21 protein-coding genes are annotated in these 23,223 nt (G+C 66.3%); 16 read left to right on the forward strand and 5 right to left on the reverse strand.

Annotated features, from left to right (window positions below):
- Positions 1-168 precede the first annotated feature (168 nt).
- From NWF22_RS15260 to NWF22_RS15275, 4 genes are all read left to right on the forward strand, one after another.
- Entirely contained in the window at positions 169-621 is a 453-nt protein-coding gene (locus tag NWF22_RS15260) for a MaoC/PaaZ C-terminal domain-containing protein (RefSeq protein WP_160903549.1), read from the forward strand.
- Between the two features lie 88 nt (positions 622-709).
- Complete coding sequence (locus NWF22_RS15265; protein WP_160903548.1) at positions 710-1,807, forward strand: enoyl-CoA hydratase/isomerase family protein; 1,098 nt, start codon at positions 710-712, stop codon at positions 1,805-1,807.
- Positions 1,800-2,576 carry an enoyl-CoA hydratase gene (locus NWF22_RS15270; RefSeq protein ID WP_160903547.1) on the forward strand — a complete coding sequence of 259 codons (777 nt, stop codon included), beginning with the start codon at positions 1,800-1,802 and terminating at the stop codon, positions 2,574-2,576. Before NWF22_RS15265 ends, NWF22_RS15270 begins: the two co-directional genes overlap by 8 nt.
- 241 nt (positions 2,577-2,817) lie before the next feature.
- Complete coding sequence (locus tag NWF22_RS15275) at positions 2,818-3,792, forward strand: alpha/beta hydrolase (RefSeq protein ID WP_160903731.1); 975 nt, start codon at positions 2,818-2,820, stop codon at positions 3,790-3,792.
- A 99-nt stretch (positions 3,793-3,891) separates the two neighbouring features.
- On the opposite strand, the gene kstR is transcribed toward NWF22_RS15275, so the two are convergent.
- The gene (gene kstR / locus NWF22_RS15280; protein WP_160903546.1) at positions 3,892-4,554 is read right to left on the reverse strand and encodes a cholesterol catabolism transcriptional regulator KstR; all 663 of its coding nucleotides are present in this window, start codon (positions 4,552-4,554) and stop codon (positions 3,892-3,894) included.
- A gap of 118 nt (positions 4,555-4,672) precedes the next feature.
- On the opposite strand from kstR, the gene NWF22_RS15285 reads away from it, so the two are divergent.
- The 7 genes from NWF22_RS15285 to NWF22_RS15315 all read left to right on the forward strand — a co-directional run bounded on the left by NWF22_RS15285 (position 4,673) and on the right by NWF22_RS15315 (position 13,717).
- Positions 4,673-6,853, forward strand: a complete 2,181-nt coding sequence (locus NWF22_RS15285; RefSeq protein WP_160903545.1) for an acyl-CoA dehydrogenase family protein — start codon at positions 4,673-4,675, stop codon at positions 6,851-6,853.
- Between the two features lie 119 nt (positions 6,854-6,972).
- Complete coding sequence (locus tag NWF22_RS15290) at positions 6,973-8,085, forward strand: acyl-CoA dehydrogenase family protein (RefSeq protein WP_160903544.1); 1,113 nt, start codon at positions 6,973-6,975, stop codon at positions 8,083-8,085.
- Positions 8,075-9,238 carry an acyl-CoA dehydrogenase family protein gene (locus NWF22_RS15295; protein ID WP_160903543.1) on the forward strand — a complete coding sequence of 388 codons (1,164 nt, stop codon included), beginning with the start codon at positions 8,075-8,077 and terminating at the stop codon, positions 9,236-9,238. Before NWF22_RS15290 ends, NWF22_RS15295 begins: the two co-directional genes overlap by 11 nt.
- Before the next feature lie 208 nt (positions 9,239-9,446).
- Positions 9,447-10,457, forward strand: a complete 1,011-nt coding sequence (locus tag NWF22_RS15300) for a bifunctional MaoC family dehydratase N-terminal/OB-fold nucleic acid binding domain-containing protein (RefSeq protein WP_160903542.1) — start codon at positions 9,447-9,449, stop codon at positions 10,455-10,457.
- A complete protein-coding gene (locus tag NWF22_RS15305) occupies positions 10,454-10,870 on the forward strand; it encodes a MaoC family dehydratase (protein ID WP_309249713.1) in 417 nt (138 codons plus the stop codon). Before NWF22_RS15300 ends, NWF22_RS15305 begins: the two co-directional genes overlap by 4 nt.
- Positions 10,870-12,048: a lipid-transfer protein gene (locus NWF22_RS15310; RefSeq protein WP_160903541.1), complete on the forward strand. Its 1,179-nt coding sequence runs from the start codon at positions 10,870-10,872 to the stop codon at positions 12,046-12,048. Before NWF22_RS15305 ends, NWF22_RS15310 begins: the two co-directional genes overlap by 1 nt.
- Positions 12,049-12,073: 25 nt before the next feature.
- Positions 12,074-13,717 (forward strand): AMP-binding protein, encoded by a 1,644-nt coding sequence (locus tag NWF22_RS15315; RefSeq protein ID WP_160903729.1) that lies wholly within the window; start codon positions 12,074-12,076, stop codon positions 13,715-13,717.
- Between the two features lie 49 nt (positions 13,718-13,766).
- On the opposite strand, the gene NWF22_RS15320 is transcribed toward NWF22_RS15315, so the two are convergent.
- Positions 13,767-15,389 carry an MFS transporter gene (locus NWF22_RS15320; protein WP_233751683.1) on the reverse strand — a complete coding sequence of 541 codons (1,623 nt, stop codon included), beginning with the start codon at positions 15,387-15,389 and terminating at the stop codon, positions 13,767-13,769.
- 243 nt (positions 15,390-15,632) lie between these two features.
- Here NWF22_RS15320 and NWF22_RS15325 point away from each other — a divergent pair, with 243 nt between their 5' ends.
- Complete coding sequence (locus NWF22_RS15325; RefSeq protein ID WP_202398899.1) at positions 15,633-15,773, forward strand: hypothetical protein; 141 nt, start codon at positions 15,633-15,635, stop codon at positions 15,771-15,773.
- A 94-nt stretch (positions 15,774-15,867) separates the two neighbouring features.
- Here the strand turns inward: NWF22_RS15325 and NWF22_RS15330 are convergent, their stop codons facing one another.
- From NWF22_RS15330 to kstD, 3 genes are all read right to left on the reverse strand, one after another.
- A complete protein-coding gene (locus NWF22_RS15330) occupies positions 15,868-16,299 on the reverse strand; it encodes a DUF6918 family protein (protein WP_160903539.1) in 432 nt (143 codons plus the stop codon).
- Between the two features lie 223 nt (positions 16,300-16,522).
- On the reverse strand, positions 16,523-17,380 hold the full coding sequence (chsH3, locus tag NWF22_RS15335; protein WP_160903538.1) for an enoyl-CoA hydratase ChsH3: 858 nt from the start codon (positions 17,378-17,380) through the stop codon (positions 16,523-16,525).
- Between the two features lie 5 nt (positions 17,381-17,385).
- The gene (gene kstD, locus NWF22_RS15340; protein ID WP_160903537.1) at positions 17,386-19,134 is read right to left on the reverse strand and encodes a 3-oxosteroid 1-dehydrogenase; all 1,749 of its coding nucleotides are present in this window, start codon (positions 19,132-19,134) and stop codon (positions 17,386-17,388) included.
- Positions 19,135-19,253: 119 nt separating this feature from the next.
- Between kstD and NWF22_RS15345 the strand changes: the two genes are divergently transcribed.
- The 4 genes from NWF22_RS15345 (at position 19,254) to dmpG (ending at position 23,211) form a co-directional block, all read left to right on the forward strand.
- Positions 19,254-20,216, forward strand: a complete 963-nt coding sequence (locus tag NWF22_RS15345) for a PDDEXK-like endonuclease domain-containing protein (protein ID WP_309249714.1) — start codon at positions 19,254-19,256, stop codon at positions 20,214-20,216.
- Positions 20,217-20,402: 186 nt separating this feature from the next.
- Positions 20,403-21,191: a 2-keto-4-pentenoate hydratase gene (locus NWF22_RS15350; protein ID WP_160903536.1), complete on the forward strand. Its 789-nt coding sequence runs from the start codon at positions 20,403-20,405 to the stop codon at positions 21,189-21,191.
- 41 nt (positions 21,192-21,232) lie between these two features.
- A complete protein-coding gene (locus NWF22_RS15355; RefSeq protein WP_160903535.1) occupies positions 21,233-22,138 on the forward strand; it encodes an acetaldehyde dehydrogenase (acetylating) in 906 nt (301 codons plus the stop codon).
- Positions 22,135-23,211, forward strand: a complete 1,077-nt coding sequence (gene dmpG / locus NWF22_RS15360) for a 4-hydroxy-2-oxovalerate aldolase (protein WP_160903534.1) — start codon at positions 22,135-22,137, stop codon at positions 23,209-23,211. Before NWF22_RS15355 ends, dmpG begins: the two co-directional genes overlap by 4 nt.
- The last annotated feature ends 12 nt before the right edge of the window (positions 23,212-23,223 follow it).

A 23,223-nucleotide genomic window follows, 5' to 3' on the forward strand; every position in this document is an offset into this window, starting at 1 on the left:
CCGGTGAGCTCACCGTAGGTGGGCGGTCGGCGTGACGGGGTCGGGATCGTCGGAAGAAATTGGCGGCAAGCGCATCTGCGGCCACCTCGGTGCGAACCAGGCCACCGCGCACCTCGCCCGCTCCAGCCGATCGCGCCACATCGCTTGGCGCCGGATAGCGTGGCCGCCGTGACCACGGAAACTCGACGGGCCTTTGCCGACGACATCGAACCGGGACGTCGCTACCAGTTCGAGGCCTTGACCATCAGCGAGACCGAGTTGCTGGACTTCGCGACCCAGTGGGACCCGCAGAGCTTTCACATCGACTCCGATGTCGCTGAGTCGGGTGCCTTCGGCGGGCTCATCGCCAGCGGGATACACACCCTGGCGGTGTTCCAGCGACTGGCCGTGCGGGCGGTCTTCGATCACTGGCAGGTGATCGCCGGACGCCGTCTGCTCGACGTCGCCTTCCTGCGCCCGGTCCGGCCCGGCGACACGCTCACCGGGTCGATGACAGTCCACACCATCGTCTTCGACAAACCGGGGCGTGCGCTCGTGACGGTCGGCGGGGTGCTGGTCGATCGCGACGACCGCGAGGTACTGACGACGACGATGGAAGTGTTCGTCCGCGCCCGCGACTGAGCTGCTCAGGACCTGCGCTGTACTCCCTTACTAGGATATGCAAGTATCTGATGGGTATCGGGACAAATCTGCGCGAGGAGATCAGATCATGGTGGACGAACCGTCCGTGCTGTCCACGGTCGACGCCGGGGTCGCGACCCTGACATTGAACAGGCCGAAGTCGATCAATGCGCTCGACCATCCAATGGTGACCGCCATGGACGAGCTGCTGCGCGATTGGGCATCCGATACGCAGGTCAGCGCGGTGGTGCTGGTCGGTGCCGGCGAGCGCGGTCTGTGTGCCGGCGGCGACATCGTGGCCATTCACCGTGACGCCTCGGCGCTGAGCAGTTCCGGCGCCGGTGACGCCGAGGCCGCAGCGTGCCCGTCCGCACTGTTCTGGGCCGACGAATACCGACTCAACGCCGACATCGCGCGCTACCCTAAGCCCTACGTCGCCATCATGGACGGCATCGTGATGGGTGGCGGTGTGGGTGTCTCCGCGCACGCCAATACCCGCGTCGTCACCGACCGCACGCGGCTCGCCATGCCCGAGGTCGGGATCGGATTCGTGCCCGACGTCGGCGGCACACACCTGCTCGCGCGGGTACCGGACAACCTCGGTGTCTACGCCGGGCTCACCGCCGGCCAGCTGTCCGGCGCGGACGCCATCGAGCTCGGTCTCGCCGACCACTACGTCCCGGCCGCCGACCTCGAGGCATTCCGTCGGGCCATCGGCGAGACATCGCTCGACGACGCGCTCGCCAAGTATGCACAGGAACCGCCCGAGTCGAAGATCGCCGGGCAACGGGAGTGGATCACTCAGGCTTTCGCCGCCGACTCCATCGCCGAGATCATCGACCGCTGCAGTGCCGCCGGCACCGACGATGCCAAGAAGAGCGCCGCCACCATCGCCGCCAAGAGCCCGCTCGCGCTGGCCGTGACCCTGCGGTCGCTGCGGCAGGCCGAACCCACCCTGCCCGAGACGCTCAAGCGTGAGTACCGGGTGTCGCTGCGCAGCCTGCTCAATCCCGATATGGCCGAGGGTATCCGCGCGCAGGTGATAGACAAGGATCGCAACCCTGCGTGGCGCCACACCGATCATGCTGCCGTAACCGCCGCCGAGGTGGACGCCTTCTTCGCGCCGCTGCCCGACGGCCTGGAACTTGTCATCAACCCCGCACCGCAGGAGGATTCGAGTGTCTGACCACGAGACCATCATCGTCGAGCGCGAAGGACGCGTCGGCGTCATCACCTTGAACCGGCCGAAGGCGCTCAACGCGCTCAACACCACGCTCATGACCGAGGTCGTCGGCGCGGCAACCGCATTCGACAAGGACCCGGACATCGGGGCAATCGTGATCACCGGGTCGGAAAAGGCATTCGCCGCCGGCGCCGACATCAAGGAGATGTCGTCGAAGTCCTACAGTGACGTCGTCGGTGAGCAGTTCTTCGGCGCCTGGGACGACCTGGCCCGCCTGCGCACCCCGACCATCGCGTCGGTGACCGGCTACGCCCTCGGCGGCGGATGCGAATTGGCGATGCTCTGCGACATCCTGATCGCCGGTGACAACGCGGTGTTCGGTCAGCCGGAGATCAATCTCGGCGTCATCCCGGGTATCGGTGGCTCACAGCGACTGACCCGCGCGGTCGGCAAGGCCAAGGCCATGGACATGATCCTCACCGGTCGGAACATGAAGGTCGACGAGGCCGACAAGCTCGGCTTGGTGTCGCGGGTGGTGCCCAAGGAGAACTGCCTCACGACGGCCAAGGAGGTGGCCGAGACGATCGCGTCGAAGTCGTTCATCGCGGCATCGCTGGCCAAGGACGCAGTCAACCGCGCCTTCGAGTCCGGCCTCGGCGAGGGAATCCGCGCCGAGCGGTCACTGTTCTACTCGACATTCGCCACCGACGACCAGACCGAGGGGATGGCGGCGTTCGTCGAGAAGCGCGAGCCGAAGTTCACCCACTCCTGACAGATAGCCGCAATCGCCAACACCACCTTGCTTCCGAAGCAAGGTGGTGTTGGCGATTCGGGGTGGCTGCCGAGTCGGCCGGCGCCCGCACGTCACAAGTACCTAACGAGCACACCTCTCCGACTGTTGGTTGAGTGGCTCAACCGTTAAGGTTGTGACAACTGTGACTTGTGAGGCTGGAGGGAAAGTGCCGGTGAACGTACTCGGGGGACGTCGATGGCGCGCGTGGGTGGCCACCACGATGGCCGTGGCCGTGGGGCTCACACTCGGTGCGGCGGCCGCGCAGGCCGCGCCCGTGCCGGACGTCAAGGTCTCCCGCATCGACACCGTCATCCACGACAACCCGCAACACACGACGCTGATCGTGTGGTCGGCGTCGATGCGGAAGTTGATCCCGATCACCGTGCTGCGACCGCGCAACACCAGCAAGCCGCGGCCGACGCTGTATCTGCTCAACGGAGCGGGCGGTGGTGAGGACTCCGCCACCTGGACGGCGAAGACCGACTACGTGAGGTACTTCGCCGACAAGAACGTCAATGTGGTCACCCCGATCGGCGGTGCGTTCTCGTATTACACCGACTGGGAGCGCGACGACCCGGTGCTCGGGCGCAACAAGTGGCAGACTTTCCTGATCAGAGAACTCCCGCCGCTCATCGACAAGGAATTCGACACCACCAAGGTCAATGCCATCGCGGGCATCTCGATGGCCGGGACGTCGGTGCTGAACCTGGCGATCGCCGCCCCCAGGTTGTATCGCTCGGTGGCCGCCTACAGCGGGTGCGCGCGGACCAGTGACCCGCTGGGGCAGGCCTACATCCGGATGGTGGTGGCCGACCGCGGGCAGGGCAATCTCACCAACATGTGGGGTCCGGTCGGCGGACCGGGCTGGCGGGCCAACGACCCTTACCTCCGGGCGGCGAAGCTGCGCAGCACCAAGGTCTACATGACCAGCGGTACCGGACTGCCTGGCAGGTACGACCAGATGAATGCCGAACTGGTGCAGGGAAATCCGTTGGTGTTGGCGAATCAGGTGGTGCTCGGCGGAGCGATCGAGGCGGCGGTCAACCAGTGCACCCAGGACATGGCGGCGCGGCTGCGGTCACTGCGGGTGCCGATGAAACTGATTGCGCGGCCGACCGGGACGCATTCCTGGCAGTACTGGGAATCCGACCTCAAGCGCACGTGGCCGATGATCGCGGCGGATCTGCGGCGGTAGGAAGCGGCTGATCTCGATACGTTCTCGCCTAGCGGCTCGAACTACTCGATCGGCAGTTGGGTTCGGGCTCTCGCGAATAGACCGGATGACTCCGCAGACCTATTGAATCCGATCCTTCAGCAACAACCGCACCGTCAGTTCGAGGCGGTTGGTGACGTCGGTGGCCGACGCGCGTCGGGTCAGCCACTGCACCAGGTTCGACATCCACACATCCGAGATCACGCGTGCGATCGCGAGATCCTCTTCGCCCGGCTCACCCTCGTCGACCATGGCGCCCGCGAGTAGCCGGTCGATGATCCCGGCAACCTGGTCCACCTCGGCCGTCGCCGACGCATCGGCGAACATGAACGCCCGCGTCATGGCCTCGGTGAGCAACGGATCGCGCTGCATCGCATAGGTGATCATGTCCAGCACATGGCGCAGTCGCTCGATTGCGTTGTCGCCGCGCAGCTGTGAACGATCCACCCGCGACTCGACTCGCTCGAACTCGCGCGCGAGGGCGGTGACCAGCAGATGCACCTTGGACGGGAAGTATCGGTAGAGCGTGCCCACGGCGACGTCGGCCTTGTCGGCGACGGTGCGCATCTGGACCGCGTCGTAGCCACCTTTGGATGCCAACGCCAGCGTCGCATCCAGGATGCGACGGCGTCGTTCGCGTTGCGCCGCCGAACCGGTCTCGGTCCCGCTCGGCGCTGAACCAGCGGCTGGCGCGGTCGGGGCCGCGGGTTCGACGGGCGCCTTGGCCGCTGCAGATCGTGCCATGTGCTCGAAGACATCCTCACGTGGTCGGTTCGAACGGTGCCTACCGGATGGCAAACACCCATGGCATATTAGAACAGGTTCTATTTGCCCGTCACAACCTGACATACAGAGGATTCACGTGACAATCGCCACGTCAAGCGAACAGATCGCCGTTTGTGACGCGATCGCGACCTGGGCGCGTAGCGTCTCGACCACCGAGCTGGTCCGCGCCGACATCGACAAGCCTGCCGACCAGTGGATCGGTCTGTTGGCGCAGCTCGCCGAGTTCGGTGTCTTCGCGGGTGCCCTGCCCGAGCACTCCGGCGGCTTGGGTGCGACCTTCATCGATGTCGCCGCCATGATCGAGCAGTGCGGTATCAGCCTGGTGCCGGGTCCCATCGGTCCGATGGTCGCCGCCGCGCTCGGGCTCTCGCGGTCCGACGATGCGCGAGCCGGTGACCTGCTCGCGCGGGTCGCCTCCGGGGAGGTGGCCGTGGTCGCTCCGGCAGCTGCGTACGCCGGGATCACGGCAAATCCTCCGGACGACGGCGCGCTTGACGTGGGCCTGGTGCCCGGGCACGTCGACGGCTGCGCGGTGCTTCTTCCGTTCGACGACGGAGGCGACGGGATCTCCTGGCGACTCCTGCCCCCGGGCGTGGGCGCCACCACAGCCGAGGCGCAGGGCGTCATCAGCGGCATCGAGTCGGTGTCGTGCGTGCAGGTCACCGGTGTGCAGAGCGCGGATCTCATCGACCTGCCGGATGCCGATCTGATCACCGCGAGTCTGTCGGCCGCGACCGCCGCCTACCTGAGCGGCATCGCTCGGTGGTCGCTGGACACCGCCGTCGACTACGCCAGGGTGCGTACCCAGTTCGGTGCACCCATCGGTTCGTTTCAGGCGATCAAACACATCTGCGCCGACATGCTGTGCCGCAGCGAGGAGCTCACCGCGGTCGCGTGGGATCTGGCGCGCGCGGTGGACGAACGTCTCGCGGCCGACGACGAGGAGGTCGTTGCGCAGCTCGCCGTCAGCAGGTGCGCGGCCGATATCGTGGCGGCCGAGGCCGCCACGGCCAATGCCAAGGACTGCGTGCAGATCCTCGGTGGCATCGGCTTCACCTACGAACACGACGCTCACCTCTATCTGCGTGCCGCGCTGACCTCCCGCGCCGCACTGGGCCAGGGTGTGTCATCGGCTCGGGAACTCGCCCGGCTCGGCATGGCGGGGCATCGAAGGAACTTTCGGATCGATCTGTCCGCGGTCGAGGACCGGCGCGCGGAGGTCCGGGCGACAGCGGCCGACATCGCCGCCCTCGATCCGTCGCGGCGTCGGGCGCGCCTGGCCGACTCCGGCTATTTGATGCCGCATTGGCCGGCGCCCTACGGGTTGGGTGCCGGCGCGGCACTGCAACTGCTCATCGACGACGAGTTCGACCGCGCGCGGATCGAACGGCCCGACCTGGTGATCGGTGCCTGGGCGATCCCGACGATCCTCGAACACGGCACCGACGACCAACGGCAACGCTTCGTGTCGCCGACACTGACCGGGGACATCGTGTGGTGTCAGCTGTTCAGCGAACCCGAGGCGGGCTCCGACCTCGCGGCGTTGCGTACCAAAGCCACCCGCGCCGAAGGTGGTTGGCGGCTGCAGGGGCAGAAGATCTGGACCTCCCAGGCACACAACGCATCCTGGGGGGTGTGCCTGGCGCGCACCGACGCCGACGCCGCGAAACACAAGGGCATCACCTACTTCCTGATCGACATGAACACCCCCGGCATCGACATCCGGCCGCTGCGCGAACTCACCGGCCGCGCGAACTTCAACGAGGTGTTCCTCGACGACGTGTTCGTCCCGGACGACTGCGTCGTCGGTCCGGTCAACGGCGGCTGGCGACTGGCCCGCACGACCCTGGCCAACGAACGGGTGGCGATGGGCGGTTCGGGCCTGGGCAAAGAGATGGATTCCCTGCTGCGTCAGGTCGAGGCGATGACCCGCGAGCTGACACCCGACGAATTGGCCGGTCTCGGACGGCTGGTGGCCGAAGCCCACACTGGTCGTGTCATCGACGCCCGTGCGGTCACCCGGCGCCTGGCGGGCCACGACCCGGGGGCGTTGTCGAGCGTGCGCAAACTCATCGGCGTCCGGCATCGTCAGGCGGTGCCGGAATTCGCCTTCGATCTGCTCGGCGTCGACGGGGTGGCCGCCTCCGACGCCTCGGACGCATTGCTGCAGAACCGGTGCCTGTCCATCGCCGGGGGCACCACCCAGATTTTGCGGACGGCGGCCGCGGAACGGATTCTCGGCCTGCCCCGCGGCTGACCTTCCGACGGCGCATCGAACCGCGAGGAATCTGCAGTTGAGGGGCCATTACTCCCACACCGGACACGCCATCTGATACAACTAGAACAAGTTCTAATTTGTGGCAAGGAGGCACCGGGGTGGACTTCGCCCTCGACGACACGGCGGTGGCGGTTCGCGATGCCGCCGCAGAGGTATTCGCGCGGCATGAACCGGACTGGGAGACCATGTTCGGTCGGCGTGACTCGGAGGCAGTGGTTCCGGGCGGGTTCGACGACGCCCTCTGGCGGTCTGTCGTCGACGCCGGGCTGACCGCGTTGCCGTTGCCCGCCGACCTCGGCGGCGACGACGTCTCGGTGATCGACCTGTTGCCGTTGCTACGACGCATGGGGGAGTCGGCGGCGGTGACCCCGGCGGTGGGTTCGCTGGTGTCAGCTTTTGCGATCCATGGCGCCGACCCGTCGGTCCGCGAAAGATGGGGGCAGACGCTCACCGACGACGCGTGGCACGCCGTCGCCGTCGGTGAACTCGGCGATGCACTCACCGAGACACCCCGCACCACCGTGCGCGACGGCCGGCTCACCGGCACCAAGACGGGAGTCCTGCATGCGGAGGGATCGTCGGCGCTGCTGGTGACGACCGACGACGGCGCGGTGCTGGTGGCCTCCGACGCGGACGGGGTGAGCAAGACGCGCACACCGACCTCGAGCGGGTGGGGTGAGTTCACCGTGCGGTTCGACGGTGTCGCTGTGAGCGCGACCGACGTCGTCGCCGCCGACGCGCACACGGTTCGGGACCGCTACCGTCTGGCGCTGGCGACCTATGCGCAAGGCCTCGTGGCGGGCGCGGCTCGACTCACCGCCGACCACGTCACGCATCGTGAGCAGTTCGGCAAGCCGATCGCGATGTTCCAGGCCGTGGGCCAGCAACTCGCCGACGTCTACGTGGTTGCCCGATCGCTGGACCTGTCGACCACCGCGGCCGCCTGGCGGATGAGCGAAGGACTCGACGCCACCCAAGATCTCGGTATCGCCGCCTACTGGGTGGCCGCCGAGATCCCGGCAACGCTGCGGATCATGACCCACTTGCACGGCGGCATCGGCGTGGACGTGACCTATCCGTTGCACCGGTACTTCTCGATCGCCAAGGACCTCGCCCGGCTGGTCGGCGGGCCCGACGCCCGTCTCGACGAGATCGCCGACGATTCCGACGCCCGTCTCGACCCGAAAGGGCAGGCAGCAGATGTTCATTGATCTCACCCCCGAACAGAAGGCGCTGCGGGCTGAGCTACGCGAATACTTCGCGAATCTTGTGAGCGCCGAGGACGCGCGGGTGATGCTCACCGAACGCCACGGCGAGACATACCGCAAGGTGATCCGGCAGATGGGCAAGGACGGGTGGCTCGGTGTCGGGTGGCCGAAAGAATACGGCGGCAAAGGTTTCGGTCAGATCGAGCAGCAGATCTTCACCAATGAGGCGGTCCGCGCCGACGTCCCGTTGCCCTCGGTGACCTTGCAGACCGTCGGTCCCACGTTGCAGGAGCACGGTACCGACGAACTCAGGCGACAGTTCCTGCCCGACATCCTCGCCGGCGAGGTGCATTTCGCGATCGGGTACACCGAACCCGAGGCGGGCACCGACCTGGCCTCGCTGACCACGAGCGCCGTCCTCGACGGTGATCACTATGTGGTGAACGGGCAGAAGATCTTCACCACCGGCGGTCATGACGCCGACTACATCTGGCTCGCCGTCCGCACCGACAAGGACGCACCGAAGCACAAGGGCATCTCGATCCTCATTGTTGACACCCGCGATCCAGGTTTCAGCTGGACCCCGATCATCACCGCCGACGGCGCCCACCACGTGAACGCCACCTACTACAACGACGTGCAAGTGCCGGTGTCGATGCGCGTCGGCAATGAGGGTGATGGGTGGAAGCTGATCACCACCCAGCTCAATCACGAACGGGTGATGCTCGGTCCCGCGGGCCGGATCGATGGACTTGCCGCGCGGGTTCGCGCCTGGGCCCAGCAGTCCGGCGCCGACGGCACCGTCATCGCCAAGCACCCCGACGTCCGGCGCGCGCTGGCCGAGATCGACGCCTACACCCGCATCAACGAACTCCTCAACTGGCAGGTCGCCTCCACCGGGGAGGCGATCTCCATGGCCGACGCCGCCGCCACCAAGGTGTTCGCCACCGAGCGGCTGCAACACGTCTGCCGTCTGATCAATGACATCGTCGGGCGCTACGGCGATTTCACCGATCCCCAGACCGCGGCCCTGGTGGACTGGCTCGACGTGCAGCAGAAGCGCAACGTCGTCATCACCTTCGGCGGCGGCGTCAACGAGGTGATGCGCGACATGATCGCCACCGCGGGGCTGGGATTGCCGAGGGCAAAGCGATGAGGGCGCGGGTGTCACGAGGTCTCGATACGCCTCCTCGCTGCCGCTCGTCGGCTACTCGACCGGCGGGGAAGGCGGGTGCTGCCCTCTGGTGGTCGGTGGCTCGACCGGTGGAGACGGGTGCTGCCCTCTGGTGGTCGAGTAGCTGCGAGCCGCTAGGCGAGCGGCGTATCGAGATCACCCCCGCCGACCTCCGATTGCGAGCCCCGCGATGAGCACACCTACCGACATCCTCTCCGCGGCTGAGGCCATCAAGGCCGATGGCCCGAGTGCACCGGTCACCGGCCGAGACCCGATCAACCAACCGATGATCCACAATTGGGTGGAGGCGATGGGGGACACCAACCCCATCTACGTCGACGATGACGCCGCCCGCGCGGCGGGCCACCCGGGCGTCGTCGCGCCGCCGGCGATGGCGCAGGTGTGGACGATGCGCGGCCTGCACGGTCAGCGATCCGCCGACGACCCGCTCGGGCGCGCAACCGAACTCTTCGACCAGGCCGGGTACACCTCGGTGGTCGCCACCAACTGCGACACCGTCTATCACCGCTACACCCGGCCCGGCGAGCAGGTCAGCATCTCCTCGGAACTCACGGACGTGGTCGGCCCCAAGAACACCGCCCTCGGCGAAGGCTGGTTCTTCACCACCCGCAACGTGTGGTCGGTCGGTGCCGAGGTGGTTGCCGAGATGTCCTTCCGCATCCTGAAGTTCCGGCCGTCGGCGAAAACCCAACCGGAAGAACCGGAGGCACCGCAGATACCGGATGATCTCGATCCGACCCGGATGCTCAAGCCGAGCGCGTCACGCGACACCGCGTTCTTCTGGGGCGGTGTCGCAGCCCACGAACTGCGCATCCAGCAGCTCGACGACGGCACGTTGCGGCACCCGCCGATTCCGGCCACGTGGAAACCGCGCCAGGCAGACGGAACCGTACCCACCACCGACTACCTCGTCGCCTCCGGCCGGGGCACGGTGTTCAGCTACGTGGTGCACCACGCCCCGAAGGTGCCCGGACGGCAGTTGCCGTTCGTGGTGGCGCTGGTGGAACTCGACGAAGGCGTCCGGATGTTGGGCGAGCTCCGTGGCGTCGATCCGGCCGCGGTCACGATCGGGATGCCGGTGGAAGTCACGTTCCTGGACTTCCCGGCCGACACCGAGACGGGAACCGACCCATGGACCCTGTATGCCTGGACCCCTGCGACAACGAAAGGACAGCAGTGACCAGCCTCGCCCCGCAACCGGTCCGGGTCGCGGACACTCTGCCGCCGCTGACCATCGACGCATCGCCGACCTTCGTCGTGTCCACGGCGCTGGCCACCCGCGACTTCCAGGACGTGCACCACGACCGGGACCTGGCACAGGCCAAAGGGTCCCAGGACATTTTCGTCAACATCCTCACCGACACCGGGCTGGTGGAGCGGTTCGTCACCGACTGGGCCGGACCGGCGGCGCGGATTCGATCGATCAACCTAAAACTCGGTGTGCCGTGGTACGCCTACGACTCGGTGACGTTCACCGGCGAGGTCACCGACATCGCCGACGATGACACCATCACCGTGGCAGTCACCGGTACCAATTCGCTGGGCAAACATGTGATCTCGACGGTCACGCTGACCATCGACGGAGATGCGTGATGGGCACCTTGTCCGGAGAAGCAGCCATCGCCGGGATCGGCGCCACCGAGTTCTCCAAGAACTCCGGACGCAGCGAACTGCGACTGGCGGCCGAAGCGGTCCAGTCCGCGATCGCCGATGCCGGCCTGACGCCGGCCGATGTCGACGGCCTGGTGTCGTTCACGATGGACACCAATGCCGAGATCGCCGTCGCCCGGTCGGTCGGCATCAGGGAGATGACGTACTTCTCGCGCATCCACTATGGCGGCGGTGCCGCCTGCGCGACGGTGCAGCAGGCGGCGATGGCGGTGGCCACCGGCGTCGCCGACGTCGTCGTCGCCTACCGTGCGTTCAACGAACGATCCGGCCTGCGGTTCGGCCAGGTCAACAGCGCCGTGGCCAATCAGGAGAACTCGTCGGGCACCGACAACGCGTTCTCCTACCCGCACGGCCTGTCCACCCCGGCCGCCTTCGTCGCGATGGTCGCGCAACGCTACATGTACGAATACGGCGCCACCAGTGCGGACTTCGGCCGGATCGCGGTGGTGGACCGCAAGCACGCCGCAGTGAACCCGAACGCATTCTTCCACGGCACACCGATCACCCTGGAGGATCACCAACAGTCGCGCTACATCGCCGAACCACTCCATCTGCTCGACTGCTGCCAGGAATCCGATGGTGGTGTCGCCATCGTGGTGGTGTCCGCGGAGCGGGCCAAGGACCTGCCGCACACCCCGGCGGTGATCTCGGCCGCAGCCGCCGGCAGCGCCGACGACCAATTCATCATGTCGAGCTACTACCGCGACGAACTCGCCGGGCTGCCCGAGATGGGATTGGTGGGACGCCAGCTGTGGAAGCAGTCCGGCCTCGGGCCATCCGACATGGATCTCGCCATCCTCTACGACCACTTCACGCCGTACACACTCATGCAACTCGAAGAACTCGGGTTCTGTGCGCGAGGTGAGGCGAAAGACCTGGTGCGGCAACCGGGTGCGCTCGAAGTCGGCGGGCAGCTTCCGCTGAACACCCACGGCGGTCAACTCGGTGAGGCGTATATCCACGGCATGAACGGCATCGCCGAAGCCGTCCGGCAACTGCGCGGGACGTCGGTCAACCAGGTCGACGATGCGGCCGGTGTCGTGGTCACCGCCGGCACCGGTGTGCCCACCAGCGGTCTTGTCCTCACCCGTTCCAGTTAGATCCGGCGCTCACCAAGGAGAAATGATGAAGTTCAATCTGGCCGACGTGTTCGAGACGGTCGCCGACTCGGTGCCCGATCGTATCGCGCTGAGCTATCAGGGTCGCCAGATCAGCTATGCCGAACTCGATCAGCTCGCCAATCAGGTCGCACACCTGTTGTCGGAGGCGGGAATCGGCGCGCACGACAATGTGTCCCTGTTCCTGAAGAACAGCGTCGAACATGTCACCAGCCTGTTGGGACTGCTCAAGATCCGTGCCGTTCCGGTCAACATCAACTACCGGTACACCAACTCCGAACTCCACTACATCTTCGACAACTCCGACTCGCGGGCGATCATCGTCGAACTGCCCGAACACCAGCGCAGCGTGGCGCAACTCCTGGCCGACCTGCCCAATGTGCGTGTGGTCTTCGTGATCGGCGAATTGGTACCCGAACTGTCCGACGCCGCCGTCGACCTACCCGGAGACCGGTCGGTGGAAGTCGTGTCGTTCGCGGACGCCGCGTCGAAGCCCACCGAACGCGACTTCGAACCGCGCACCGGCGAGGAGTTGTACCTGCTCTACACCGGCGGCACGACCGGATACCCCAAGGGTGTCATGTGGCAGCATGACGACTTCTTCCGCAAGCCGCTGTCGGGTGGCAACCCGTACGGTGAGGCGCGCAAGGATCTGGCCGAAATTGCCCCCGCGGTGAAAGATTTCCCGTCCATGGCCTTCCTGCTCGCTGCGCCGTTGATGCATGGCGCTGCGTCGTACTCGTTGTTCACCTTCTTCACTCTGGGTGGGCGCCTGGTCATTCAACGGGACTTCACACCGTCGGCGATCGTCTCCGAGGTCGAGAAGGAACAGGTGCAGATCATCCTGATCGTCGGTGACGCCATGGGGATGCCGCTGGTCGAGGAGTTCGAGCGCCGCCAGGGCGAGGTCGATCTCTCCTCCCTGTTCTCGGTCACCTCCGGCGGTGCGATCTGGTCCCAACATGTGCGTGAGCGGTTCCTCGCGGTGAAGCCGGACCTGTTGCTGCGCGACAACTTCGGTGCCTCGGAGTCGGGCAACGACGGTGAGATCATGATGGACGAGAACGGCAACCTGCGGGTGCCGCCGACCGACAAGATGATGGTGGTCGACGAGCGGTTGCGCAAGATCGAGCCCGGCTCGGGCGATGTCGGCTACATCGCTCGGATCGGCAACGTTCCGCTCGGCTACTACAAGGACGAGGCGAAGACGGCCAAGACATTCCCGACACTGCCGGACGGGACCCGCATCTCGATCCTCGGTGACATGGGCACCGTGGAAGCCGACGGCACTATCGTCTTTCTCGGACGTGGCTCGCAGTGCATCAACACCGGCGGCGAGAAAGTGTACGCAGAAGAAGTGGAAGCGGTGCTGCATGCCCATCCCGCTGTCGCTGACGCGCTCGTCGTACCGGTGCCCGACGCCAAGTACGGCCAGCGGGTGGCAGCCGTCGTGGCGGTGGCCGAGGGCGCTGCCGAGCCGTCCATCGACGAAATCGGTTCGCACTGTCGGGAATCGCTTGCCGGCTACAAGGTCCCGCGCACTGTGGTCTTCGTCGACGAGGTGAAGCGCACCCCGGCCGGCAAGGCCGACTACAAGTGGGCGAAGAACGCGGCTGCCGAGGCCGGGGAGGTCGCGGGCGCGGTTTCCTGAGGTATCCGGTGGCTGGGCGATTTCGATACCGGCCCTCGCAAGCTCGGCCCTACTCGATCGGCGGGGTGGTGGACGGCCCCTCGTCGGCGTCGGCTGCTCCGACAGATACCGCGTCGGTCTCTGCGGTGGCATCGGAGCCTGCGGCCGAGTGCGGCACCACGCGACGCGGCGCGAGCCAGAGAAGCCCCACCGCGCTGGCCATCAGCACCGATCCGAGCACGATGTAGGCCTGGCGCATCGGTTCGAGAAAGGCGTTCTGGGCGTCGGTCGCGATTTGCAGGGCCAGCGGACCGGCCTGCTCACTCAGCCGGTCGACCACGGCCGTCGCCTCGGCCAACGATCGCCGGATGTATTCGGCGGCTTCACCTGCCTGCTGCACCAACATCTGCCCGACGATCGGGTCGCCGGCGGTTATGCGTCGCTCACCTGCCGCGGTGAGCTGCGCCTGCGCATTGTCGGCGACGGGTCCGATTCGTGACGAGTAGCCGGCGGCCATGATGCTGCCGGCCACCGCGATCCCGATGGCCGCGCCGAGTTCGCGCGCGGTGTCGTTGACCGCCGAACCCACACCCTGGTTGTCGATCGGCGTGTTCGCCATGATGGCGGTGGTCGACGACGCGGTCGCCAGGCCGATCCCGATCGCGCACAGCACGATGATCCACAACGCACCCCAGTAGCTGTCGTACGTGACGGCCCCCAACAGCACGATGCCGATGCCGCACAGCATGATGCCGCCGGCCAGGACGAACCGCAGGGCGTGGAACCGCACGGCGATCCAGTTGCCGAGCAACGCGAACACACCGACGCCGGCAACCATCGGCATCAGCGCGAATGCCGACTGCAGCGGTGTGTAGCCGAATACCAACTGCAGCTGCTGAAGAATCAGATAGAACACGCCGAACGAGGCGAAGAACTGCATGGCGATCGACAGTGAGCCGGAGCCGAAAGCGCGGTTGGTGAACAATCGCACGTCCAGGAGCGGAGAGATGCGTCGCAATTCGAGTATCACGAAGGCGACGGCCAAGGCGAGTCCGCCGACCAGGCTGATGAGTACGAGCGGGTCGGCCCAGCCCCGGTGCGGTGCCTCGAGCAGACCGAGCACCACCCCGGTGACCGCCAGGATGGACGTCAGGGACCCGGCGATGTCGAACCGGCCGGGATTGCTGTCACGGGATGTGCCGATGGTGAGACTGAGCAGCGCGGTGAGCAGAGCCGACGCGGCGAACGTGATGAAGATCGAATGCCAGCTGAAGAACTCGAGCAGAAGACCGGTCACCAGAAAGCCGGCGATGGCGCCGCCACCGGCGACCGCAGCCCAGACGCTGACGCCGATGGCGCGGCGATGCTCGGGGACGCCGGAGGTGATCAGCGAGAGCGTCGCGGGCATGATCAGCGCGGCGGCCGCACCGGCCAGGACGCGGGTGACGATCAACTGCACCGGCTCGTCGATCCAGATGGGCAGCACCGACGCGGCCGCGAAAGCGAACAGGCCGACGATCAGGACGCCCCGTCGCCCGAACCGATCGCCGATGGCCCCGGCCGGCAGCAACAGCGCCGCCAGCGCCAAGGTGTACCCGTCGACGATCCACGTCATCTGAGCGGAATCGGCGCCGGTGTCGACGGCGATCGCGGGCAGTGCGGTGTTGAGCGCGGCCATCGCGGCGACCACCATGCTGACGGCGGCACACGCGATGGTGATGAGCCAGATCGACCGGAGGTCCAAGCCCCGTGTGCTCCTCGTTGCCGTCTGCACCACGTGCCCTCCGACCTGTTGCCTTTTCGTGATCATGACACGCGCCGTCGGTGAGCGCGATCACCGGAAAACTTGTGACACATTTATCACTGCAGTACCACGAGACCGGTGATCGCCGTCCAGCTGGTCAGCGTTGACCCGGACTACCGAAAGTGAGAAGTCATGGCGTCACCACAAGTCGCCTCTTCGCAACGTACCGACTACACGCCGGCGCGGGTGCATGTGTGGCGAGTGCTGTCGATGCTCGGCGCGCTGATCGCCGTCGTCGTCGGCCTGCTGCTCATCGTCACCTCGGCAGCCTGACCCATCCACGCCAGGCGCACCCCCATACGCGGATGCGCCCACCGATCGGCCGTGCGGGCCGGTCGATGAGCGCATCGGGTCGATAGGTGAGGTGTTAGGCGGCGTGCTTTTCGATCGCCGCGCCGACACGCGGAAGCGACGCCGCGACATATCCCTTGGCCTTGCCGCGCAGCGAGTTGTATACCTTGGCCAGTGCCGGTCGGGCGGACTCCGCCTGATCGTCGGTCACCGTCAGCAATGCTTCGGCCGCGGCGTCGCCGTTGGCCACCAGGTGATCGGCGAACGGCGTCCCGGCAGGCTTCGAATCCCAGAACGGCTGCAGCGCCGCGAGGAAGTCGGGCAGCATCAGGTTGGTCGCCGACGACACCACGCCCGGCTTCACCTTCTGTGCCGCGGCGTAGGCGGTCTTCACGGCGGCGCCACCGAGTCCCTTCTGATCCGATACCTCGGAATCGATCACGTTGACGAGGTCGGCCACCACGGCCGGCCGGTCGTTGTCGAGCAGGGACTGCAGCGAATCACTCATCAGGTCTCCTCGCGGGATCGCCCGGGTGGGCGTGGGTTTGACTGCGGATGGTCCGCGTCGAGACTACTGTCCGATTCGTCGTCCCGGGACGACGCCCACCGTGGTGTGGTGAGAACCACCGGTGGTGACTGATCTCGATACGCTCCTCACTCCGTTCGTCGCTACTCGACCAGCGGTTTGGTCACTCGGTCGGTCGCTCCTCGACCAGCGGTTCGGCTCACGTTCAGATCGCCAGCACCACATTCCCCAGCGCCGGCGCATTGTCGCGCTCGGCGACGGTCACCGCGATCAACAGCGTCCCGTTCTCATCCCAGACGTTGACGTTCAGTGTCTCGCCGGGGAAGACGACACCGGCGAAGGTGGATGAGTAGTCGCGCACCGCGGTCACATCGCCGTCGAGTACGGCGTCGGTGACCGCGCGGCAGACGGTGCCGTAGGTGCACAGGCCGTGCAGGATGGGTCGCGGAAAGCCCGCCGCTGCAGCGAATGCCGGATCACTGTGCAACGGATTGCGGTCACCGCACAGGCGATACAGCAGCGCCTGTTGGGGGAGTGTCGGCACCGAAAGGCGATGGTCCGGTTCGCGATCGGGATAGGCGACCTTGTTCGACGTGCCGCGTTCGCCGCCGAATCCACCCTCGCCCTTGGCGAAGATCGACGAGTGTGCTGTCCACAGCGGCTGCCCCGAGTCGTCGGTGGTCACCGATTCCTGGATGACGACGGCGGCCGAACCCTTGTCCTGCACCTCGGCGATCCGGGTCCGGGTGGTCGCCTTCCCACTCGCCGGCAACGGGCGGTGCGCGGTCACCTGCTGGCTGCCGTGCACCACCTTGGCCAGGTCGATGTCGATGCCCGGGAACGAGACCCTCGGTGCCTCGGTCGCGTGGAAGGATGCGGCGACGGTGGCGAACGACGGCAGCACCTTGGGGGACTTGTCGTCGACGTAGGCCAGCCCGGCGGTGTCCATCGGGTCGGCAGCCGCGCCGACCGCGAGGTGATAGAGCGCGACGTCGGAGGCCGACCATTCGAAGCTGACCTCGGGCAGTTCGGCGCCGACGGCACTCGCGGGATCGATGGGCACGGTGATCAGGCTCCTGTGCTGGTCGTGGTGGTGGATGCGGCAGCGGCCCGGCCGGCAGCGTCGAGCGCGGCGAGATAGCCGAACACCATGGCGGGGCCGATCGTGGCGCCGGGCCCGGCGTAGGTGTGCCCCATCACCGGCGCGCTCGTGTTGCCGGCCGCGTACAGGCCATCGATGACGGACCCGTCGGCCCGCAGGGCACGACCGCTCGCGTCGGTGTCGATGCCGCCCTTGGTGCCCAGATCGCCGGGCACCATCTTGACCGCGTAGAACGGAGCCTTGGTCAGCGCACCCAGGCTCGGGTTCGGCTTGTTGGTGATGTCGCCGTAGTAGTGGTCATAGCCGCTCGTGCCGCGACCGAAGTCGGCGTCGACACCGGAGCGGGCGAAACCGTTGAACCGCTCGGTGGTGTTCGCGAGCGCGTCTGCGGGAATCCCGATCCTGTCGGCGAGTTCGCGGATCGAACCGGCTTTCACCACCACCCCGGCGTCGAACCACTTCTTCGGAAGCGGCTGGCGCGCATTGACCCCCGCGAACAGATATCGGTTGCGGCAATTCTGGTCCATGATCAGCCAGGACGGCACGTTCTCACCCGGGCCGTCGCCCTGCCCGAAGTCGCCGCCGTACATCTGGTGCACCGCTTCGACATACGGCAGGGACTCGTTCATGAACCGCTCGCCGCGCTCGTTGACGATGAAGGTGCCCGGCACCGACCGCTCGGACAGCGCGAACCACGGTCCGCGCGGCAGCGGAATCGTCGGGCCCCACCAGGAGTCGTCCATCAACGACACCGCGGCACCGACCTTGAGTCCGGCGTTGATGCCGTCGCCGGTGTTGGACGGGGCGCCGGTGGTCCAGTCCGAGCCGATGGGTTCGCGCTGGTACTTCTGCCGCATCTCGGCATTGTGCTCGAAACCCCCGCAGGCCAGGATGACGCCGTGTCGGGCGTGGATGGGGAACTGGTTGCCCGCGGATTCGGCCAACACCCCGACCACGCGGCCGTCCTCGGTGAGCAGGTCGGTGAGACCTGTGTTCAGCTTGAGCGGCACGCCGAGCTGTCGCACGCCCAGCAGGAGTTCGGCGGCCAGCGCCGCGCCCATCGCGATCAGCTTCTTGCCGCGGGAACGGGCCCAGAAGAATCGGCTGCCGACCTTCGCCATCCGCAGCGGACCACGCCAATGCCGCAGTCCGGTGTTGAGCCAGCGGTAGTCCGACTGCAACACCACCATGTTCAGCGGCGCCTTGGTGTACTGCGGGTGCAGGGTCTGCAGATCATCGCCCAACGCCCGGGCGTCGAAGGGCCGGGGCTCCACCGACCGTCCGCCGAGCCGCCCGCCCGGCGCCTCGGGGTAGTAGTCGGAATAGTTCTTCACCCATTCGAGTTCCAACGGGGCGTGCTTCATCAGGAAGTCGAGCGCCTCGGGGCCACGGTCGATGTAGGCGTCGATCCGCTCGGCCGGAGCGTGCTCGCCGATGATGGCGTGGACGTACTGGCGCGCCTTCTCGACGGTGTCGTCGACGCCGTCGCGCTTGAGTACGGAATTGTTCGGAATCCAGACGCCGCCACCCGAGCGTGAGGTCGAACCACCCCAGTACGGAGACTTCTCGATGATCACGGTCTTCAGGCCACTCGCGGCTGCGGTGATGGCCGCGCTGAGGCCGGCCGCACCCGCGCCCACGACGACGACGTCGTAGGTCTCCGTGTCGGTCTCCGGGGAGGTGGTGGTCTCTGTCGGTTCGGTCGCGCCGGCCATGGAAGTCCCTTCATGCGCCACGGGTGGAACGTGTTCTCACCTAGAATTAGAACACGTTGCAGAAATTTCGCGCCAGGGGCCGCGGCCGGCACCCGCCGCAGACGTAGCGGGAATCGTCGGTGGGTGCCGATTCTGGCTACGTCTGCACAGCGCGCCGGGGCGGGGAACCCGTCGGTGGGCTGGTGCGTCGAAATCGGGTGAAGTTGAGCAAGCAACTCCGCCAGTTCGCGCTCGAACGTGATGGGGTGGTGACCGCGGCAGAGGCCGATGTACACGGTCTCGACAACTCGGCGCTGCGCAGGCTGGTTGGGTCGGGCGATTGGGTGCGGGAGGCCTACGGCATCTACCGTCTCGCCCATCATCCGGTCACCCCGCGCAGCACGATCCGTATCGCGGTTCTCAGAGTGGGTGGCACCGCGATTCTGTCCGGACTGGGTGCCGCCTACTGGCATGGCGTCGCCAACTCGCCGCCGGCGACCGTCACGGTCACCGCCACTCCCGGTGGCCACGTGAAGCCGGTACCCGGCGTCCGGGCTGTTCGTCGTCTCGACGATCGTGATGTGGTCGAACGTTCCCACCTCATGGTGACTGGATTGCCGTTGTCCGTTCTCGAGGGCGCTGTCGAAGGAGACGTATCCGTTCTGGATCGGGCACTGCTCCTGCGCCGTGTGTCCGAGCGGCAACTTCGGGCCGTCTACGACAGGAGGCGCGGGACCGTCGGGGCGACGGCGATGGGACGCCTGCTCGAGGGCGTCGGCTCGGGCGCGCGCTCCTCGGCCGAGCGGTTGACGGTCGGTCTGTTCGAAGCGGCCGGCATCACCGGTTGGATCGCCAACTATTCGAGCGGGCGGTACGTCATCGATTTCGCGTTCGTCGCCGAGCGTGTCGCCGTCGAGATCGACGGAATGGCCTATCACCGTGACGCCGATGCATTCCAGAACGACCGCACTCGCCGCAATGACCTCATCGCCGCCGGCTGGACGGTACTCAACTTCACCTGGAACGACCTCGTCAACCACCCCGACGACGTGATCGCCAGGATCGTGGCTGCGCTCTCGGCCGCCGCCTCCACGCAGATGTAGCGGGAATCGTCGCCAGGAGTCGATTCCCGCTACATCTGGGTGGGCAGAACTGTGTTGACTCCCACTGAGTGGTCGGGGACGGGCGAAGGGTGCCCGTTGTCTGGTGGGGTTGATGGCGGGGGCATGTCGCACAACTGCAACATGTTCTAAACTAGAACACGTTCTTTCTACCGAGAAGGAGACCACGTGGCGGTCGACCAGGCAATACGCGAGCAGATCGCGGCCGATCTGTGGAACGCGGAGCACAGTGCGGTGGCGATTGACCGGCCGACCGATTCGTATCAGGGACTCGACGTCGTCGACGCCTACGAGATCCAACTGATCAACATCCGTAAACGCCTGGATGCCGGAGCGAAGGTCGCCGGGCACAAGGTGGGTCTCGCGTCCGAGGCGATGCAGAAGATGATGAACGTCGACGAGCCGGACTACGGCCATCTGCTCGACGAGATGCAGTACTTCGAGAAGACCCCGATCGACGCCGCGAAACTGTGTTTTCCCCGGGTGGAGGTGGAGGTCGGGTTCATTCTGGGCAAAGACCTCCCCGGTGCGGGATGTACCAATGACGACGTCATCGATGCGGTGGAGTGGGTGGTGCCCTCCATCGAACTGATCGACTCGCGGATCACCGATTGGAAGATCACGCTGTGCGACACGATCGCCGACAACGCATCGTCGTGCGGCTGGATCCTGGGCGAGCAGCGCGTCCCGATCAGCGAGATCGACACCGGCGACATCGACGCGGTGTTGCACCGTAATGGGGAGATCGTGGCGAAGGGCAATTCGTCGGCGGTGCTCGGCCACCCGCTCAATGCCGTGTCGTGGTTGGCGCGCAAGGTGGAGAGTTTCGGGGTGCGGCTGCGCAAGGGCGATGTGATTCTGCCCGGTACCGCCACTCGCGCCATCGACATCAGCTCGGGTGACCATTTCGTGGCCGAGTTCGCCGGCCTCGGATCGGTCACCCTCGATTTCGACTGACCATCAACGACTTTCGACATGTCAAGAAACAGGAGGCGCACGTGGCAGCCAAACTGACCGCAGCGATCATCGGGTCGGGCAACATCGGCACCGACCTGATGTACAAGCTGCAACGATCCGAGGTCATCGAACCTCGCTGGATGGTCGGTATCGACGCCGACTCCGAGGGCATGAAGCGGGCCGCGGACCACGGGCTGATCACCATGAGTGGTGGTGCCGATGAGCTGCTCGGGTCGTCGGACAAACCCGACCTGATCTTCGAGGCCACCTCGGCCTACGTGCATCGTGAGTATGCGCCGAAATACGAGGCGGCCGGGATCACCGCCGTCGACCTCACCCCCGCGGCGGTCGGGCCGGCGGTGGTGCCGCCGGCCAATCTGCGTGAACACCTCGACGCACCGAACACCAACATGATCACCTGTGGTGGGCAGGCGACGATTCCGATGGTGCATGCGGTGTCGTCGGTGGTGCCGGTGCCATATGCGGAGATCGTCGCCTCGGTCGCGTCGGTGTCGGCTGGGCCGGGTACGCGCGCCAACATCGACGAGTTCACCAAGACGACGTCGAAGGGCATCGAGACCATCGGTGGTGCCGTGCGTGGCAAGGCGATCATCATCCTGAATCCGGCCGACCCGCCGATGATCATGCGTGACACCATCTTCTGCGCGATCCCGGAGGACGCCGACACCGACGCGATTGCCGAGTCGATTCGCAAGCGTGAGAAAGAGATCCAACAGTACGTGCCGGGCTATCGACTGTTGCAGGATCCGCAGTTCGATCCGCCCTCGGCCATCAACGGCGGCCACGCCCGGGTGTCGATCTTCGTCGAGGTCGAAGGCGCCGGCGATTTCTTGCCGCCGTACTCGGGCAACCTCGACATCATGACCGCCGCCGCCACCAAGGTGGGCGAAGAGATCGCAAAGACGAAGTTGGGAGCCTCGGCATGACTATCGCCACCCCGGATTTGATGGCCAACGCCCGCAAGTACTCCGACACGCTCGACATCCGCATCACCGACTCGTCGTTGCGCGACGGCAGCCACCACAAGCGTCACCAGTTCACCGAGCAGGAGGTGCGTGACATCGTCGGCGCGCTCGACGCGTCGGGTGTGCCGGTGATCGAGGTGACCCACGGCGACGGACTCGGCGGATCGTCGTTCAACTACGGTTTCTCCAAAACCCCGGAGCAGCAACTGATCAAGGCTGCTGCTGAGACGGCGAAGCAGGCCAAGATCGCGTTCCTGATGCTGCCCGGACTCGGCACCAAGGACGACATCCGGGCTGCGCAGGACAACGGTGGGCAGATCTGCCGCATCGCCACCCACTGCACCGAGGCCGACGTGTCGATCCAGCACTTCGGGCTCGCCCGCGATCTCGGGTTGGAGACCGTCGGATTCCTGATGATGAGCCATTCGCAGCCGCCCGAGAAGCTGGCCGAACAGGCCCGCATCATGGCCGACGCCGGCTGCCAGTGCGTGTACGTGGTCGACTCCGCAGGCGCACTGGTCCTCGAGGACGTCACCTACCGGGTGCAGGCGCTACGAGCCGAACTCGGTGATGATGCGCAGATCGGCTTCCACGGGCACGAGAACCTCGACATCGCAGTGGCCAACTCCATCAACGCCATTCGTGCCGGCGCGCAGCAGATCGACGGCTCGATCCGCCGCTTCGGGGCCGGTGCCGGAAACACGCCGACCGAGGCATTCGTCGGGGTGTGCGACAAGTTGGGTATCACCACCGGCGTGGATTTCATGAAGATCGCCGACGCCGCCCAGGATGTGGTGCGACCGGCGATGCCGTCGGAATGCCTGGTGGATCGCTCGGCGATGATGATGGGCTACGCCGGCTGCTACTCGAGCTTCCTCAAGCACGCCGAGGGGCACGCCGAACGCCACAACGTCTCGGCCGCCGAGATTCTCATCGAAGCCGGTAATCGGAAGTTGGTCGGCGGACAAGAAGATCAGCTGATCGACATCGCGTTGGAACTGAAGAAGAAGCAGGACGCGAACGCGGGGGTCTGAGCAGCACCACAC

The sequence above is a fragment of the Gordonia mangrovi genome (genome assembly GCF_024734075.1).
Lineage (GTDB): Bacteria > Actinomycetota > Actinomycetes > Mycobacteriales > Mycobacteriaceae > Gordonia > Gordonia mangrovi.

Excerpts from the sequence above, each read along its gene's own strand:
- NWF22_RS15265 (WP_160903548.1), top strand. The coding sequence starts at position 710 with ATGGTGGACGAACCGTCCGTGCTGTCCACGGTCGACGCCGGGGTCGCG.
- NWF22_RS15275 (WP_160903731.1), top strand. The coding sequence starts at position 2,818 with ATGGCCGTGGCCGTGGGGCTCACACTCGGTGCGGCGGCCGCGCAGGCC.
- kstR (WP_160903546.1), bottom strand. The coding sequence starts at position 4,554 with ATGGCACGATCTGCAGCGGCCAAGGCGCCCGTCGAACCCGCGGCCCCG.
- NWF22_RS15295 (WP_160903543.1), top strand. The coding sequence starts at position 8,075 with ATGTTCATTGATCTCACCCCCGAACAGAAGGCGCTGCGGGCTGAGCTA.
- NWF22_RS15300 (WP_160903542.1), top strand. The coding sequence starts at position 9,447 with ATGAGCACACCTACCGACATCCTCTCCGCGGCTGAGGCCATCAAGGCC.
- NWF22_RS15310 (WP_160903541.1), top strand. The coding sequence starts at position 10,870 with ATGGGCACCTTGTCCGGAGAAGCAGCCATCGCCGGGATCGGCGCCACC.
- NWF22_RS15315 (WP_160903729.1), top strand. The coding sequence starts at position 12,074 with ATGAAGTTCAATCTGGCCGACGTGTTCGAGACGGTCGCCGACTCGGTG.
- NWF22_RS15320 (WP_233751683.1), bottom strand. The coding sequence starts at position 15,389 with ATGGTGGTCGCCGCGATGGCCGCGCTCAACACCGCACTGCCCGCGATC.
- NWF22_RS15325 (WP_202398899.1), top strand. The coding sequence starts at position 15,633 with ATGGCGTCACCACAAGTCGCCTCTTCGCAACGTACCGACTACACGCCG.
- NWF22_RS15330 (WP_160903539.1), bottom strand. The coding sequence starts at position 16,299 with ATGAGTGATTCGCTGCAGTCCCTGCTCGACAACGACCGGCCGGCCGTG.
- kstD (WP_160903537.1), bottom strand. The coding sequence starts at position 19,134 with ATGGCCGGCGCGACCGAACCGACAGAGACCACCACCTCCCCGGAGACC.
- dmpG (WP_160903534.1), top strand. The coding sequence starts at position 22,135 with ATGACTATCGCCACCCCGGATTTGATGGCCAACGCCCGCAAGTACTCC.